13 protein-coding genes are annotated in these 15,783 nt (G+C 71.7%); 4 read left to right on the top strand and 9 right to left on the bottom strand.

What is annotated here, in order from left to right; all coding sequences use genetic code 11:
- Nucleotides 1-118: 118 nt before the first annotated feature.
- From E2170_RS09255 to E2170_RS09235, 5 genes are all read right to left on the bottom strand, one after another.
- Complete coding sequence (locus E2170_RS09255) at nt 119-721, bottom strand: response regulator transcription factor (protein WP_133000384.1); 603 nt, start codon at nt 719-721, stop codon at nt 119-121.
- The gene (locus E2170_RS09250; RefSeq protein ID WP_133000383.1) at nt 718-1,947 is read right to left on the bottom strand and encodes a sensor histidine kinase; all 1,230 of its coding nucleotides are present in this window, start codon (nt 1,945-1,947) and stop codon (nt 718-720) included. Before E2170_RS09250 ends, E2170_RS09255 begins: the two co-directional genes overlap by 4 nt.
- A 19-nt stretch (nt 1,948-1,966) precedes the next feature.
- The gene (locus E2170_RS09245) at nt 1,967-3,820 is read right to left on the bottom strand and encodes a CIA30 family protein (RefSeq protein ID WP_133000382.1); all 1,854 of its coding nucleotides are present in this window, start codon (nt 3,818-3,820) and stop codon (nt 1,967-1,969) included.
- A 107-nt stretch (nt 3,821-3,927) separates the two neighbouring features.
- Nucleotides 3,928-4,704: an ABC transporter permease gene (locus tag E2170_RS09240; protein ID WP_133000381.1), complete on the bottom strand. Its 777-nt coding sequence runs from the start codon at nt 4,702-4,704 to the stop codon at nt 3,928-3,930.
- Nucleotides 4,704-5,618: an ABC transporter ATP-binding protein gene (locus tag E2170_RS09235; RefSeq protein WP_133000380.1), complete on the bottom strand. Its 915-nt coding sequence runs from the start codon at nt 5,616-5,618 to the stop codon at nt 4,704-4,706. Before E2170_RS09235 ends, E2170_RS09240 begins: the two co-directional genes overlap by 1 nt.
- A gap of 149 nt (nt 5,619-5,767) precedes the next feature.
- On the opposite strand from E2170_RS09235, the gene E2170_RS09230 reads away from it, so the two are divergent.
- The 4 genes from E2170_RS09230 to E2170_RS09215 are packed head-to-tail and all read left to right on the top strand — an operon-like array spanning nt 5,768 to nt 10,266.
- Nucleotides 5,768-7,003: an efflux RND transporter periplasmic adaptor subunit gene (locus E2170_RS09230; RefSeq protein ID WP_133000379.1), complete on the top strand. Its 1,236-nt coding sequence runs from the start codon at nt 5,768-5,770 to the stop codon at nt 7,001-7,003.
- A gap of 36 nt (nt 7,004-7,039) precedes the next feature.
- The gene (locus tag E2170_RS09225; RefSeq protein ID WP_133000378.1) at nt 7,040-7,732 is read left to right on the top strand and encodes an ABC transporter ATP-binding protein; all 693 of its coding nucleotides are present in this window, start codon (nt 7,040-7,042) and stop codon (nt 7,730-7,732) included.
- Nucleotides 7,733-7,760: 28 nt separating this feature from the next.
- Entirely contained in the window at nt 7,761-8,927 is a 1,167-nt protein-coding gene (locus E2170_RS09220) for an ABC transporter permease (protein WP_133000377.1), read from the top strand.
- A 13-nt stretch (nt 8,928-8,940) separates the two neighbouring features.
- Nucleotides 8,941-10,266, top strand: coding sequence for an ABC transporter permease (locus tag E2170_RS09215; RefSeq protein WP_133000376.1), 1,326 nt, complete (start codon nt 8,941-8,943; stop codon nt 10,264-10,266).
- A 20-nt stretch (nt 10,267-10,286) separates the two neighbouring features.
- Here the strand turns inward: E2170_RS09215 and rarD are convergent, their stop codons facing one another.
- The 4 genes from rarD to lipA all read right to left on the bottom strand — a co-directional run bounded on the left by rarD (nt 10,287) and on the right by lipA (nt 15,723).
- Nucleotides 10,287-11,195 carry an EamA family transporter RarD gene (gene rarD / locus E2170_RS09210; protein ID WP_133000375.1) on the bottom strand — a complete coding sequence of 303 codons (909 nt, stop codon included), beginning with the start codon at nt 11,193-11,195 and terminating at the stop codon, nt 10,287-10,289.
- Entirely contained in the window at nt 11,192-12,154 is a 963-nt protein-coding gene (gene yedA, locus E2170_RS09205; protein WP_425477848.1) for a drug/metabolite exporter YedA, read from the bottom strand. Before yedA ends, rarD begins: the two co-directional genes overlap by 4 nt.
- 206 nt (nt 12,155-12,360) lie before the next feature.
- Complete coding sequence (locus tag E2170_RS09200) at nt 12,361-14,547, bottom strand: carboxy terminal-processing peptidase (RefSeq protein ID WP_133000373.1); 2,187 nt, start codon at nt 14,545-14,547, stop codon at nt 12,361-12,363.
- 165 nt (nt 14,548-14,712) lie between these two features.
- Nucleotides 14,713-15,723: a lipoyl synthase gene (gene lipA, locus E2170_RS09195; RefSeq protein WP_133000372.1), complete on the bottom strand. Its 1,011-nt coding sequence runs from the start codon at nt 15,721-15,723 to the stop codon at nt 14,713-14,715.
- Nucleotides 15,724-15,783 lie beyond the last annotated feature (60 nt).

Genomic DNA, 15,783 nt, shown 5'->3' with positions numbered 1-15,783 from the left:
TAGCAGTGGCCATGCGTCGACTCCCGGACTGTGGAAGAGGCAGCCTACGCCCGCGGGCGATCCTGTGGGTAGTGCCCGCTCCCTGGAAGAAGCGCCAGCCGCCATGCCGGCACTGCCGCTAGAGCCAGCCCTTCTGCCGCGCCAGCCGCGCGGCCTCGATGCGGTTGCCGACGCCGAGCTTGCCGATGGCCTCGGACAGGTAGTTGCGCACCGTGCCCTGCGAGAGATTCAGCGCAGCGGCGATCTCGCCGGCGCTGCGGCCTTCGCCCGCCAGGCGCAGCACCTGGCGCTCGCGCTCGTTGAGCGGATCGGCGTCCGACCAGGCCTCCAGCGCCAGCTGCGGATCGATCGCGCGGCCGCCCGCGTGCACGCGGCGCAGCGCCGCGGCCAGCTCCTCCGCCGGGGCGTCCTTGAGCAGATAGCCCTGCACGCCGGCATCCAGCGCGCGGCGCAGGTAGCCGGCGCGCGCGAAGGTGGTGACGATGACGACCTTCGTCGCCAGCCCCTGGCGCTGGATGCGCTGGGCCAGCTCCAGGCCGGTCAGCCCCGGCATCTCGATGTCGGTGACCAGCAGGTCGGGCGCGGTGCGCTGCAGTTCGCGCCAGGCGGCTTCGCCGTCACCGGCGGCGCCGACGACCTCGATGTCGTCCTCCATCGCCAGCAACGCCGACAGCGCGCCGCGCAGCATGGCCTGGTCCTCGGCGAGCACGATGCGGATCATGCCGCGTCACCCATGGCCTGCGGTCCGGCTTCGGGCGCGTCGCCATCGTCGTCTTCCACCAGCGGCAGCCAGGCTTCGACCACGGTGCCGCGACCGCGCACCGAATCGACGCTCAACCGACCGCCCAGCGCCTCGACGCGCTCGCGCATGCCGCCCAGGCCGTTGCCCGGCGCGATCGCGCCGCCGCGGCCGTCGTCGCTGACCCGCAGCACCACGCCGTCATCTCTGGTACGCAGCGCGACTTCCGCGCTGCGCGCGCCGGCGTGGCGCTGGATGTTGGTCACCGCCTCGCGCACCACCAGTGCCAGTGCGGTTTCCATCCGCGGCGGCAGCGCGCCGCCGGCCAGGCCGCTTTCGTCCCAGTCGTGGCGCAAGGCCACGCCGTCGCACTCCAGCAGCAGCTTCGCCGAGGCCAGCTCGGCGGCGATGCCCGCGGCGCGGATGCCGCTGACCGCCGAGCGCACCTGCGCCAGCGCCTCACGCGCCACCCGGCTGACCGCGTCGATCTCGCCGCGCGCCGCCACCGGATCGCGCTCGACCAGGCGCGCGGCGAGGTCGGACTTCAGCGCCACCAGCGACAGCGTGTGCCCCAGCAGGTCGTGCAGGTCGCGACCGATGCGCTCGCGCTCGGCAACCGCGGCCAGGCGCCGGACCTCGTCGTGCGACAGCCGCAGCGCGGCGTCCCGGCGCTGGTTGGCGTTGTCGACATGGATCAGCAGCGCGACGATCACCGTCACCAGCGGCAGCCACACCAGCGCCTGCCACGGGTAACCCACCGCCAGCGCCAGCCCGATGAACACGATGTTGAGCGCGGCCAGCAGCAGCGCGTAGCGGCGCAGCGAGCCGAACTGCCCGCAGCGCAGCATCACGCAGCCGAACACGAAGTAGCTCATGCCCGAGGGATACCAGGGCAGCAGGACGAAGCTGAGCGCGACCATCGCCAGCGCGGCGCGTCCGGCCTGCTTCGGCGGGCGCAGCAGCGACACCGCGTACAGCAGCACGAACAGCGGGTAGGACAGCAGGGTCAGCAGCGCCCAGCGCAGGCTGTAGCCACCGGGCGCGAACAGCGGGGTGATGAACACCCACACCGTCCACATCAGGTGCATCCACTCCGTCCACTGCGGGCGGCCCAGGCGCAGGCTCGTCGCCATCACCGAGTCGGGTGCCGGCACCCGCCACGCGCGCCAGCCGGTGGACGTGTCGCGTGGCGCGTCGGACTGTTCCATGTGCCGATGATGCCGCATGTCAGCGCAGTTCGACCTGGTCGATGAACAGTTCGAACGCGCCTTCGGGCAGGCCCGCGGTGATCGCGACCGCGCGCAGCGTGGCCGGGTCGGCGCCGGCGAAGGCCGACAGCGGCATCCGCACCTCCTCCCATTCCGGGCCGGCGGTGAAGGACTGCATGCTCGGCATCGCCTGCATCGACGAGCCGGAGAACAGCATCACCTGGTAGCTTCGGCCGTCGCCGCGGGCCTGGAACACCAGCTCGCTGCGCGCCGAGGCGTCGACCGGCTGCATCGGCTGCGCGCCGGGGTGGAACATGGTGCCGGCCCAGGGGAAGGCGAAGCCCGGACGGATCTCGCCGCTGACCCGCAGCGCGCCGCGCGAACCCTGCGCGCCGCGCTCGGCCCAGGCCTGCCCGGCCACCGAGCTCCCGCCGGCCATGGCATCGGTGGTGATCTGCCAGCCGTGGCCGTAGCGCACGCCGGTGCCTTCGGCGAAATCGGCGACCAGCGCGCCTTCGGCGATCACGGGGGACGCCGCGGCCTGATCCATGCGCGGGCGGGCGACGGCGTGGCCGTTCTTCCAGATGCCGACGATGCTGCGCGTGGCTTCGATGTCGCTGCCCGGATCGCCCTCGACCAGCAGCAGGTCGGCGCGCAGGCCCGGTGCGATGCGGCCGCGGTCGTCGAGACCGAAGCGGCGCGCGGGCAGCGAAGTCGCGGCCGCCAGCGCCGCGGTCGGCGACAGCCCGGCGCGCACCAGCAGCGCGAGTTCGCCATGCATGCTGGCACCGTGCGCGGTGCCGGGATTGCCGGCGTCGGTGCCGGCGAGGATGTCGACGCCGGCGGCATGCAGGGCGGCGACGCTCGCCAGCGCGTTGTCGAGCGGCGCGGCGCGCGGCGGCCCGGGGAAGGCCGCTTCGAGCGCACCGCGCTGGCCTGCGGTCAGCCAGGGGGCCAGCCGTGCGTCTGAGGCCAGCGCGGCACCGTCGCCCGCCTGGGCGAAGCCGGCGATCACCGACAGCGTCGGCACCACGAAGGCGTCGCCTTCACGGGCCGCCGCGGCAAAGGCGGGCGTGGCCACTTCGTCGTGGAAGATGTGCACGAGGCCGTCCGCACCGGACGCGACCGCGTGCAGCGCATCGGCCTGTAGCGAGGCGTGGACGACAGCGCGGCGCTCCTGCGCGTGCGCCGCGGTGATCGCGGCGGCGACCTGCGGCGGCGTGATCGTCGGCAGTCGGCGCGTGTCCGAGTGGCCGCTGAAGTCCTCCACGATCAGCTTGATGTAGTCCGAGCGCTCGGCCACGCGCGCAGCGACGAAGGCCGCGGCATCGCCGTCGGCGGCGAGCGTGGGCACGGGGAAGCCGAACTGGGTGCCGTGGCCGCCCTCGGTGGTGACGGTGGCGCCGGCGGTCCACAGGTCGGCCTGGTCGGTGGCATCGAAGGACTCGCGCTGCGCGCGCAGCTGCGGGATGCGGTTCCAGTCGCCGAACATGTCCAGCTCGGTGGTGACGCCGAAGCGCAGGGCGTCGCGCTGCGCATCGCCCCAGCTGTGGGTGTGGGCATCGATGAAACCGGGCAGCAGGGTCCGGCCGGCGCCATCGACCACCTCGATGCCGGCGGGGATGGCGACGTCGGCACCCACGGCCTCGATGCGGCCGTCGCGGACGACGACGTTGGCGGCGGGCAGCATGCGCTCGCCGTCGAACACGCGGACGCCGGAGATGGCGAAGGCTTCGCCCGCGCCTCCTGACGGCAGCGTGGCGGCAGCAGGCGCCGCGGCTGGCGACGCCTGCGGCGGCCCCTGGGCGACCACGGCACCGGCGATGGCGAGGGCAATGGCGCTTGCGGCGAGGATTTCCGGCCAGCGACTCATGGAATGAATCCTTCTCAAAGCGTTGTCAGGGACGGAAGCGAGATCGCGACCGTAGTTGGAAGTTGGACCGGGGTCGACGCCTGCGCCGTGGCAGGGCGCGGCGGCCTTCAGCCGCGCCGCGCCAGGCGCGCGCGGGCCAGCACGAAGAAGCCCACGCTCACCACCGCGAGCACGCCCAGGTGCAGCGCCAGCGGCTGGCCCGCATCCATGCCGACCACCTTCAGCGCGAGCTGGCCCTGGTGGTACGAGGGCCACACCGGTGCCATCCGCGCGAGCACGCCGGGCAGCATCGACACCGGCAGCCACAGGCCGGACAGGAACGACATCGGCAGGTACAGCAGGTTGACCACCACCGGCGCCGCCGAACCCTTCACCAGCACGCCGATGTACAGGCCGATGGCGCAGAACGGCAGCGCGCCAGCCACGTGCACCAGCCACAGCAGGATCCACTGCCCCGGGGCCAGCGACACGCCCGCCAGCACGCCCGCGATCACCGCCAGCAGCAGCGAGACGATGGCCGAGAACAGCAGGGCCATCGCCATCTTCGCCAGCAGCCAGGCGCCGGGCGGCATCGGCAGCGCGCGCTTGAGCGCGAGCAGGCCCTGTTCACGGTCCATGGCCACGGTGACGCCGAAGCCGAACAGCGCCGCACCCATCACGCCGAACACGCCGTAGGTGGCCAGCAGGTACTGCGCGGCGCCACCACCGCCGCGGTTCATGGCTACGCCGAACAGCAGGTAGAACATCACCGGGAACAGCAGGGTCGGCAGCGCGAAGATCGGCGTGCGCAGCAGGCGCAGGAACTCGTACTTCGCTTCCAGGACGTAGCTGCGCAGCAGCGGGTGGGGGCGCGCGGCCACGGGTGCATGGGCGATGGTGTTCATCACGCGGCCTCCTTCAGGGGCGCATCACGGGTGATTTCGAGGAAAGCCTCGGCGAGGCCGGCGCGGCTGACATCCAGCCCCGACAGCGCCGGATCGGCGGCCAGCAGGCGACGCACCACGTCCTCGGCGGCATCGGCAACGACCTCCAGCCGCCCGCCGTCGCGGTTCGCGGCGCGCACCTGCGGCCAACGCGCCACCTCGGCGGCGTCTAGCGTGGTCCGGCAGCGGATGCGGCGCTGGTCGACGCGCGCACGCACTTCGTCAAGGCTGCCGTCGGCCACCACGCGGCCGCCGGCCAGCACCACCACGCGGTCGGCCAGGGCTTCGGCCTCTTCCAGGTAGTGCGTGGTCAGCAGCACCGACGTGCCCGCGGCCACCAGCTCGCGCAGGCCGCGCCACAGGCCCTGCCGCGCTTCGATGTCGAGGCCGGTGGTGGGTTCGTCGAGGAACAGCAGCCGCGGCCGCCCACAGATCGCGAGCGCGAACTGCACGCGCCGCTGCTGGCCGCCGGAGAGCGCGCCGTAGCGGCGCTTCAGCAGGCCATCGAGGCCGGCGATGGCGGCGCAGTCCTCGACGCTGCGCGGATCCGGGTAGTAGCTGCGGGTCAGGTCGAGCAGCTCGGCCACGGTCAGCGTCTCGACGATCGCGCCGGACTGCAGCATCACGCCCACGCCCTGGCGCGCGGCCAGCTCGCGCGGATCGCGGCCGAACAGCCGCACCTGGCCGGCATCGGGCTCGACCAGGCCCAGCAGCAGCGAGATCGCGGTGGTCTTGCCGGCACCGTTGGCGCCGAGCAAGGCCAGCACCTGGCCGCCACGCAGTTCGAGGTCGACCCCGTCCAGGGCGGCGATCGCGCCATAGCGCTTGCGGGCATCCTGCAAGCTGGCCAGCGGCATGTCGAAGCGGTGGTCCATGGTCCGTCCTCCTCCGGTGTGGACACAGGCTAGGCAGCCCCGCCCGCCCGCGGCAGTCCAGGCGATCACCCATCGCACATGACAGGCGTCAGGTGACGGCGCGCGCCCGATGCCGTCACACTCGGCCCCCTGCCACCGTCGGGGATCGCATGAACACGAAAGCAGACCTGCTGCGGGAGCTCCGCATCGACCGCCAGCCCACGCCTCCGCCCTCGCGCCGCGGACTGTGGATCGGACTCGCGGTCGCCGTCGCCGTGCTGCTGCTCGCCGGCCTCGCCTGGGCGCTGCTGGGCGGCGAACGCGCGGTCGAGGTGCGCACGGCAACTGCGGTCGCCACCGGCGGCGGCGCGGCCTCGGCCTCGGTGCTCGACGCCAGCGGCTACGTGGTCGCGCGGCGGATGGCCACGGTCTCGGCCAAGATCACCGGGCGCGTGCGCGAGGTGTTGATCGAGGAAGGCATGGCGGTGAAGGAAGGCCAGGTCATGGCCACCCTCGACCCCATCGACGCCGACGCCCAACGCAATCTCTCGGCCGCGCAGCTCGCCGCGGCGCGCACCCAGGTCGGCAACGTGCAGGCCCAGCTGAAGGAGGCCGAGGCCAATGCGCGCAGGCTGGAGGGCCTGGTCGGCCAGCAGCTGGTCTCGCGGGCGCAGTACGAGCAGGCCATCGCCACCCGCGACTCGCTGCGCGCGCAGCTGGCCTCGGCGCAGCGCCAGGTGGACGTGGCCGGCGACCAGCTGCACATCGCCGACCTCGGCGTCGACAACACCATCGTGCGCGCGCCCTTCGCCGGCGTGGTGATCGCCAAGGCGGCGCAGCCGGGCGAAATCGTCTCGCCGCTGTCGGCCGGCGGCGGCTTCACCCGCACCGGCATCGGCACCATCGTCGACATGGATTCGCTGGAAGTGGAGGTCGATGTCGGCGAGGCCTACATCGGCCGCGTGCAGCCGAGGATGCCGGTCGAAGCCACGCTCAACGCCTACCAGGACTGGAAGATCCCGGCAGAGGTGATCGCCATCATTCCCACCGCCGACCGCGGCAAGGCCACGGTCAAGGTGCGCGTGGCGCTGAAGGAGAAGGATCCGCGGATCGTGCCGGACATGGGCGTGACCGTGAGCTTCCTCGAGCGCGCGCCGGAGCAGGCCGAAGGCGACGAGCCGCGCGGCGTGCGCGTGCCGGCCGCGGCCATCGCTTCGCGCGACGGTGCCGAAGTGGCCTTCGTCGTCACCGGCGAAGACCGCGTCGAGCGCCGCACCGTCACCACCGGCGGCGGCGCGGGCGCGCAGCGCAGCGTGCTGTCCGGGGTCGCACCCGGCGAAACCGTCGTCCTCGACCCGCCGGCCAGCCTGGCCGACGGCGACAAGGTCGCCGTGGCCAGTCCCTAGCAGTTCCCCATCCAACCCATCCACCGGAGCATGGCGATGACCACCCTGGTATCGATCCGCAACCTCACCAAGACCTACCAGCGCGGCCCCGAGAAGGTCGAGGTGCTGCACGGCATCGACCTCGACATCGCCAGCGGCGACTTCGTGGCGCTGATGGGGCCCTCGGGCTCGGGCAAGACCACGCTGCTCAACCTGATCGGCGGCCTGGACGCGCCCACCGGCGGCGAGATCGACATCGCCGGCCAGCGCATCGACCGCATGGGCGCCGGGCAGCTGGCGACCTGGCGCAGCCAGAACGTCGGCTACGTGTTCCAGTTCTACAACCTGATGCCGGCGCTCAGCGCGCAGAAGAACGTGGAGCTGCCGCTGCTGCTGACGAAGCTCGGTGCGGCGCAGCGCAAGCGCAATGCGCAGATCGCGCTCGAACTCGTCGGCCTGTCCGACCGCACCTCGCACAAGCCGACCGAACTCTCCGGCGGCCAGCAGCAGCGCGTGGCCATCGCGCGCGCGATCGTCTCCGATCCGACCTTGCTGATCTGCGACGAGCCCACCGGCGACCTCGACCGCCAGTCGGCCGAGGAGATCCTGGGCCTGCTGCAGGAGCTCAACCGCGAGCACGGCAAGACGATCGTGATGGTCACCCATGACCCGAAGGCGGCCGAGTACGCCAGCCACACCCTGCACCTCGACAAGGGCACCCTGGTCGAACAGCAGGCACACGCGGCTTGAGCCACACCGGCAACCGGAGGAGGTCGACATGAAGTACTTCCACCTGGTCTGGGCGGCGCTGTTCCGGCGCAAGACCCGCACCTTCCTGACCCTGGCCTCGATCATGGCCGCGTTCCTGCTGTTCGGCCTGCTCGACGGCATCCGCACCAGCTTCGCCCAGCTCGGCCAGAACGCCGACGGCGCCCAGCGCCTGCAGACCGCGTCGAAGCTGTCCTTCATCGAGACCCTGCCGCTGTCGCTGCAGGCGCGGATCGCCGCCATCGACAACATCGAGGCGGTGACCCACGCCAACTGGTTCGGCGGCGCCTACCAGGATCCGAAGAACCAGCTGTTCACCTTCGCGGTGGCACCGAACTACCTCGACCTGTATCCCGAGATGGACGTCGATCCGGCCCAGGTCGAGGCCTGGAAGCGCAGCCGCACCGGCATCCTCGTCGGCGACACGATGATGAAGCGCTTCAACTGGGAGGTCGGCCAGCGCATCCCGCTGCAGTCGACCATCTACCCCAACAGCGACGGCAGCCTGAACTGGGAGTTCGACATCGTCGGCGTGCTGCGCGCGAAGGACAAGAAGAGCGCCGGCTTCACCGAGGCGCTGATCCTGATGCATTACGACTACTTCGCCGAGTCCTCGCCCTACATCGACGGCGACGTGGGCTGGTACATCAGCCGCGTCTCCGACGTGCGCCGCAGCGACGCCGCGGCCAAGGCGATCGACGCGCTGTCGGCCAACTCGCCGCACGAGACCAAGAGCATGAGCGAGCAGGCGGCGATGGCCTCGCAGCTCAAGCAGATGGCCGACATCGGCCTGATCGTGGGCTCGATCATGGGCGCGGTGTTCTTCACCCTGCTGCTGCTCACCGGCAACACCATGGCGCAGGCGGTGCGCGAGCGCACCTCGGAGCTGGCGGTGCTGAAGACGATCGGCTTCTCCAGCACCAGCGTGCTGGGCATGGTGCTGGCGGAATCGATGCTGATGGTGGTGATCGGCGGCGTGCTCGGCCTGGGCCTGGCCGCGGTGATCGGGCCGGCGGCCTCGGCCGGCAGCGGCGGCATGATCAGCCTGCCGCCGGTGGGCCTGCAGAGCTGGATGCTGGGACTGGCGCTGATGCTGGGCATCGGCCTGCTGGTGGGCGCGCTGCCGGCGATCCGCGCCATGCGCCTGAACATCGTCGACGCCCTCGCGGGCCGCTGAAGGAGCGCATGCCATGAAAAAGTTCAAATCGTTCCTGCGCGGCGCCGGCCTGGTGCTGCTGCTGGCGGTGTTCCTGGCGGCCTGGATCGCCCTGCCCTGGCCGGCCCTGCTCGGCGTGGCCGTGGCCTTCGCGCTGTGGATGCTGTCCACCCGCAGCGGCCGCCAGGCGGCCTCGGTGACCGGCATCGGCGTCAGCACGCTGGCGCAGCGCCTGGGTGCCTCGTCGGTGGTGATCGTCGGCATCGCCGGCGTGGTCGGCGTGCTGGTGGCCCTGCTGGCCATGGCCGAGGGCTACCGGCACACGGTCAGCAGCAGCGGCGACGAACAGACCGCGATCGTGCTGCGCGGCGGCTCCTCGGCCGAGCTGATGTCGGTGCTGTCGCGCGAGTCCATCACCGCCATCGAACGCGCGCCCGAGATCGCGCGCGACGCCGACGGCCGGCCGCTGGCCTCGCCGGAGCTGGTGGTCGCGGCCAACCTGCCGATCCGCGGCGGCGGCGCCGACGAGGACGGCAGCGTGCAGCTGCGCGGCGTCGGCGACATGGCCTGGGCGGTGCGCCCCAACGTGCGCCTCGTCGAAGGCCGGCGCTTCGAACCGGGCAAGCGCGAACTGGTGGTCGGCAAGGGCGCGCGCAGGCAGTTCACGGGCCTGGAGCCGGGCACGGAGCTGCGCCTGGGCAACCAGCCCTGGACGGTGGTCGGCGTGTTCGAGTCCGGCGATTCGATGGAGTCGGAGATCTGGTCCGACGCCGAAGTGGTCGCCACCAGCTATCGCCGCGGCTCGAGCCGCGCCTCGGTGTTCGCGCGGCTGGCCGACGCCTCGGCCTTCAACGCCTTCAAGGCCACCCTCGACGCCGATCCGCGCCTGCAGGTCGAAGCGCAGACCACGCTGGCCTATTTCCAGGGGCAGTCCGAGGGCCTGTCCAAGGTGCTGCGGATCATCGGCATCGTGGTCGGCTCGATCATGGCCATCGGCGCGGTGTTCGGCGCGCTCAACACCATGTTCGCCAGCGTCGCCTCGCGCGCGCGGGAGATCGCGACCCTGCGCGCGATCGGCTTCCGCGGCATGCCGGTGGTGGTGGCGGTGATGCTGGAGACCATGCTGCTCGCCGCACTCGGCGGCGCGCTCGGCGGCCTGCTGGCCTGGCTGGTGTTCAACGGCTACACCGCCTCCACGCTCGCCGGCGGCGTCGCCCAGCTCAGCTTCGAGTTCAAGGTCTCGCCCGGGCTGCTCTGGGAGGGCCTGAAGTGGGCGCTGGCGATCGGCTTCGTCGGCGGCCTGTTCCCGGCCCTGCGCGCGGCGACCATGCCGGTCACCGACGCCCTGCGCGCGGCCTGAGCCACGTTCGCGGCGGCGGCTCAGGCCTGCTGGGCCACGACCCGCCGCCGCGAACGGATGAAGCCGTCGGCGGCGAACACCGCCAGCCCCAGCCAGATCACCGCGAAACCGATCGCACGATCGCGGCCGAAGGCCTCGCCGAACACCAGCACGCCGCAGAGCAGCTGCAGGGTCGGCGCCAGGTACTGCAGGAGGCCGACCGTGGTCAGCGACACCTGGCGCACGGCGTAGGCGAAGCCGATCAGCGGCAGCGCGGTGAGCGCGCCGCCCAGCACCAGCAGCAGGTTGCTGCCCCAGCCCCAGCGCGCCTCGGTGAACCCGCCGTGGCCGCCCAGCTCCAGCCAGGCCAGCAGCGCCGACGCCGGCACCAGCAGGTAGAGGTTCTCCACGCCCAGGCCCGCCACGGCGTCCACCTGCGCCTGGCGCCGGATCAGGCCGTAGAACGCGAACGAAGTGGCCAGCGCCAGCGCGATCCACGGGAAGCTGCCGTAGTTGACGGTCAGCCAGAGCACGCCGCAGGCCGCCAGCGCCACCGCCACCCACTGCGCCGGCAGCAGCCGCTCGCGCAGGAACACCACGCCGATCACCACGTTCAGCAGCGGATTGATGAAGTAGCCGAGGCTGGTTTCGACCACGTGGCCGGCGTTGACCGCCCAGACGTACAGGCTCCAGTTGAAGCCGATCAGAAGCCCCGACGCCAGCAGCATCCCGGCCAGCCGCGGCTGCGAGAACACCGCGCCGAGCCAGCCGCGGCCACGGGTGAGCGTAAGGAAGGCGGCCACCAGCAGCGCCGACCACAGCGCGCGGTGCAGCACCACCTGCAGCGAGGGCACGTGCTTGAGCAGGTGCCAGTACAGCGGCATCAGGCCCCAGAGCACGAAGGCACCGACAGCCATCCACAGGCCGCGGACGCGTGCGTCCATGCTCATCGTCGCGCCTCCCCTTCGGCGGCCACGCTGGCCGGTGCGTCACAGGTCGCCGCGGCGATCGGCTCGGCGACGGTCGACGGCGCCGGCTGCACCGCCGCGCGTCGGCGCCGACGCGCGGTCGCCACGGTGATCGCGACCACGCCGGCCAGGATCACCGACATCGCCCCCAGGTCGTGGGCGTTGAAGCGCTCCCCGGCCAGCAGCGTACCCAGCAGCACCGCGATCACCGGATTCACGTAGGCATAGCTGCCGAGCAGGCTGGCGCGCACGTTCTGCAGCAGCCAGGCGTAGGCCGAGAACGCCACGATCGAACCGAACACCGCGAGATAGGACACCGCCAGCCAGCCGCGTGGCGTCGGCATTCCCTCGAAGCGCTCGCCCGTCAGCAGGCCGGCCAGCACCAGCAGCACGCCACCGCACAGCATCTGCGCGGCGGCGGCCATGAACGGCGACGGCAGCGCGCGGCCGCGGCTCCACACCGAACCGAAGGCCCAGGCCAGCGGTGCCACCAGCAGCGCGACCAGCCCCACCGGCGAAGCGGTCAGCGAGCTGCCGGCATTGAGCCAGGCCACGCCGGCGAAGCCGATCGCCAGCCCCACGGTTTCCAGCCGCGAAGGCCGCTCCCCGCGCAGCGCCGCGAACAGCCCGATCCACAGCGGGCACGAGGCCACCGCCACCGCCGCCAGCCCCGACGACACCGTCTGCTGGGCGATGCAGACCATGCCGTTGCCCAGCCCAAGCAGCAGCAGGCCCATGATCCAGAGGTCGCGCCACTGCGCGCGCGTCGGAGCGGGCATGCCGCGCAAGCGCAGCACCGCGTAAAGCAGCCCGCCGGCGGCCAGGAAGCGCACGCCCGCCATCAGCAGCGGCGGCCAGCCGCCCTCCAGCGCGAAGCGGATGCCGAGGTAGGTCGATCCCCAGACGACATAGACCGCGCCCAGGGCGAGGGCGATCGCCATCGCACCAGGCGGCGTGCGGGCGGGAAGGGACGGCGAAGCGGCACCCATGCTGGCGTCCGGGCGGAAAGAGGAAGGCGGGAAACGCGGCGACGCGCCGGAAAGGCGCGTCGCCAGGCCGTCGATTCTACGCCGCGCACCGGCCCATGCGCGGATCACTGTGGCCCGCCAGCCGCGCGATCGGCGCGACCGCGGTCACTCCAGCGTACTCAGCGTGCCCAGCGCCCGGGACCCGTCGACTCCGGCAGCACCGAGGCCGACAGCTGGCGGTCGCCGTCGAGCAGGCGGACCGCGTCGGCGAGGATCGCGGCCGACTCGCGCAGCAGCGGATCCGGGCGCTTCTCCGCGGCCTGCTCGCGCGCGGTGTCCGCGGCGATGTCGCGCTCGTTGGCGGTCAGGCCGTCGTCGTCGGCCAGCTCGGCCAGCGGGTCGAGGTCCAGGCCCAGGCGCTTGCGCTCTTCCTGGCGCGTCTTGCGCTTCTCCGCCTGGCGGTCGCGTTCGGCGCGGCGCTCGGCCTCGTTGAGCGAGATGTACTCCTTCTCGGCCTCGGCGCGGAACTCGGCCACGTCGTCCTTCCACCACGTGAACTCGAGGTCGTCGGCCACGCGCGCGGCGTGCCGCTCCTCGAGCCGCGGCAGCAGCGGCGCGAAGTTGCCGTAGCGGGTGTGCGGCACCGCCGAGATGCGGGTCCAGGGCAGCGCGTTGTCGTAGGTGCTCTCGCCGAACTCGCTGCCGTTGACCGTGGCCGGGAAGCGGATGTCCGGCACCACGCCCTTGTTCTGGGTGCTGCTGCCGCCGGGCAGGAAGAACTGGGCGATGGTCATCTTGACCTGGCCATGGCGCGTGCCCTCGTTGGCCGGCCAGCGGTCGAGGTCGAACAGGTTCTGCACCGTGCCCTTGCCGAAGGTGGTCTCGCCGATCACCAGGCCGCGGCCGTAGTCCTGGATGGCGCCGGCGACGATTTCCGACGCCGAGGCCGAGGCGCGGTTGACCAGCACCGCCAGCGGGCCCTCCCAGGACACGCCGGCCTTGCGGTCGGACTCCACGTTCACGCGGCCGCCGGACTCGCGCACCTGCACCACCGGGCCGGTGTCGATGAAGAGACCGGTAAGCTCCACCGCCTCGTTGAGTGAACCGCCGCCGTTGTTGCGCAGGTCGAGCACGATGCCGTCCACGCCCTGGCCCTTGAACTCGCCCAGGATCCGGGCCACGTCGCGCGTGGCCGAGGCATAGTCGCCGTTGCGGCTGCGGCGGCCCTCGAAGTCCTGGTAGAACGCCGGCAGCTCGATCACACCGATGCGCTTGGCATCGCCGGCGGCGTCGGCCGGGATCTGGATCACCTTGGACTTGGCGGCCTGCTCCTCCAGCCGCACCTTGGCGCGGGTGAGGGTGATGCGCACCGGCTCGCTGTCGAGCAGCGCGTCCACCGGCACCACGTCCAGCCGCACCTGGCTGCCGGCCTTGCCCTTGATCTTGTCGACCACGTCGTCGATGCGCCAGCCGATCACGTCCTCCATCGGGCCGCTGGTGCCCTGGCCGACGCCGACAATGCGGTCGCCCGGAGTGAACCTGTTGCTGGTCGCCGCCGGGCCGCCCGCGATCAGTTCGCGGATCACCACCACGTCGTCCTGCTTCTGCAGCTGCGCGCCGATGCCTTCCAGCGACAGCGACATGCTCTGGTTGAACAGGCCGGCGGTGCGCGGGTTGAAGTAGTCGGTATGCGGGTCGATCGACGCCGTGTAGGCGTTGAGGAAGGTCTGGAACGCGTCCTCATTGGTCAGCTGCGAGGCGCTGGTGGCGATGTTGGCGTAGCGCTTGTCCAGGGTCTTGCGGATCTCGTCGGGCGCCTTGCCGGCGAGCTTCAGGCGCAGCCAGTCGTTGCGCACCGACTTCTTCCACAGCTCGTCGAGCTCGGCGCTGTCGGCCGCCCAGTCCGCGTCCTCGCGGTCGTAGTACCAGCGCTCGTCGCCCTCGAAGTCGAAGATGTCCTGCTTGAGCAGGCCGCGGGCGTGGGCCACGCGCTCGTCCACGCGCTGCTTGTAGAGCGCGTACATCTCCATCGCCGGCATCGGGTCGCCCTGGCGCACGGCATCGCCCATCCGGGACTCGTAGGGCTTGAAGCGGGCGATGTCGGCGGCGTCGAAGAACAGCTTGTTGCCGTCGAGCGCTTCGAGGTAGCGGCGGAAGATCTCCTGCGACAGGCCGGCATCGAGCCCGCGCGGGCGGTACGCGTAGCGGCTGTCGGACAGCAGGCCGTAGACCAGCTTGGAGGTCGTCGCGTGGTCGGTGGTCGGTGCGGCCGGGACCGCGTCGCCATCCGCGCGCGCCATCAGCGCCAGCGGCATGGCCAGCGCAAGGGCGACGGCGGAAACGGACAGGACCTGGCGTGCTTTCATGCGGTGTACTCGGTGCTCACGGTGGGGGCGTGGCGTCAGCCTGCACCGTGCCGGCCCGGAAGCGGGCCGGACAGTGCTGGAAGTCGCGTCATGGCGCCCGGAACCACTCTAACCGTGGCCACGGGACAGGGTGTGAACAATTCGCCAAGCGGCGCGGCACAGGGTTCAGGCGGCGACGCCAGCGCCCGCGGCCTGGCGGTCGGCGTGGTAGGACGAACGCACCAGCGGCCCGGAGGCGACGTGGGTGAAGCCCAGCGCCATGCCGTAGTCCTCGAAGTGCTTGAACTCCTCCGGGGTCCAGTAGCGCAGCACCGGGTGGTGGTGGGCGCTGGGCTGCAGGTACTGGCCGATGGTGACCATGTCGACGTCGTGCGCGCGCAGGTCGCGCAGGGTGGCCTCGACCTGTTCCTGCGTCTCGCCGAGACCAAGCATGATCCCGGACTTGGTGGCGACCTCGGGATGCTGGGCCTTGAAGCGCTGGAGCAGGGTCAGCGACCACTGGTAGTCGGCGCCCGGGCGCACGTTGCGATACAGGTCCGGGACGGTTTCGACGTTGTGGTTGAAGACGTCCGGCGGGTTGGCGGCCAGGATCTCCAGCGCGCGGTCCATGCGGCCCTTGCCGCGGAAGTCCGGGGTCAGGATCTCGACCTTGGTCCCCGGCGTGGCCTCGCGGATGGCGGTGATGCAGTCGACGAAGTGCTGGGCGCCGCCGTCGCGCAGGTCGTCGCGGTCGACCGAGGTCACCACCACGTACTTCAGGCCCATGTCGGCGACGGTCTGCGCCAGACGACGCGGCTCGTCGGCGTCCGGCGGCTTCGGCCGGCCGTGGGCGACGTCGCAGAAGCTGCAGCGGCGGGTGCAGACCTCGCCCAGGATCATGAAGGTCGCGGTGCCGTGGCCGAAGCACTCGTGGATGTTCGGGCAGCTCGCGTCCTCGCAGACCGTGACCAGGCGGTTCTCGCGCAGCTTCGACTTCAACGCCGCGACCGCGCCGTTGGACGGTATCCGCACCCGGATCCACGACGGCTTGCGCAGCACCGGCGCATCCACGAACGCCACCGGCGACCGCCCGATCTTGTCCCCGGCCACCTGCTTCACCCCCGGCACCAGCGACGGCGCCGCGTCGCTGACCACGTTGAGCGGGATGGATCTGGAATTTGCGGAAATATCGGACATTTTTTTTGCCACGGATGAACGCGGATAACGCGGATTTACACGGATAGAGCAAAAGCCAAG

Source organism: Luteimonas arsenica, from assembly GCF_004352825.1.
Lineage (GTDB): Bacteria > Pseudomonadota > Gammaproteobacteria > Xanthomonadales > Xanthomonadaceae > Luteimonas > Luteimonas arsenica.
The sequence above is the reverse complement of the archived record's forward strand: the minus strand, read 5'-3'. Positions and strand labels throughout refer to the sequence as shown.

Excerpts from the sequence above, each read along its gene's own strand:
- E2170_RS09255 (WP_133000384.1), bottom strand. The coding sequence starts at position 721 with ATGATCCGCATCGTGCTCGCCGAGGACCAGGCCATGCTGCGCGGCGCG.
- E2170_RS09250 (WP_133000383.1), bottom strand. The coding sequence starts at position 1,947 with ATGGAACAGTCCGACGCGCCACGCGACACGTCCACCGGCTGGCGCGCG.
- E2170_RS09245 (WP_133000382.1), bottom strand. The coding sequence starts at position 3,820 with ATGAGTCGCTGGCCGGAAATCCTCGCCGCAAGCGCCATTGCCCTCGCC.
- E2170_RS09240 (WP_133000381.1), bottom strand. The coding sequence starts at position 4,704 with ATGAACACCATCGCCCATGCACCCGTGGCCGCGCGCCCCCACCCGCTG.
- E2170_RS09235 (WP_133000380.1), bottom strand. The coding sequence starts at position 5,618 with ATGGACCACCGCTTCGACATGCCGCTGGCCAGCTTGCAGGATGCCCGC.
- E2170_RS09230 (WP_133000379.1), top strand. The coding sequence starts at position 5,768 with ATGAACACGAAAGCAGACCTGCTGCGGGAGCTCCGCATCGACCGCCAG.
- E2170_RS09225 (WP_133000378.1), top strand. The coding sequence starts at position 7,040 with ATGACCACCCTGGTATCGATCCGCAACCTCACCAAGACCTACCAGCGC.
- E2170_RS09220 (WP_133000377.1), top strand. The coding sequence starts at position 7,761 with ATGAAGTACTTCCACCTGGTCTGGGCGGCGCTGTTCCGGCGCAAGACC.
- E2170_RS09215 (WP_133000376.1), top strand. The coding sequence starts at position 8,941 with ATGAAAAAGTTCAAATCGTTCCTGCGCGGCGCCGGCCTGGTGCTGCTG.
- rarD (WP_133000375.1), bottom strand. The coding sequence starts at position 11,195 with ATGAGCATGGACGCACGCGTCCGCGGCCTGTGGATGGCTGTCGGTGCC.
- yedA (WP_425477848.1), bottom strand. The coding sequence starts at position 12,154 with ATGGCGATCGCCCTCGCCCTGGGCGCGGTCTATGTCGTCTGGGGATCG.
- E2170_RS09200 (WP_133000373.1), bottom strand. The coding sequence starts at position 14,547 with ATGAAAGCACGCCAGGTCCTGTCCGTTTCCGCCGTCGCCCTTGCGCTG.
- lipA (WP_133000372.1), bottom strand. The coding sequence starts at position 15,723 with ATGTCCGATATTTCCGCAAATTCCAGATCCATCCCGCTCAACGTGGTC.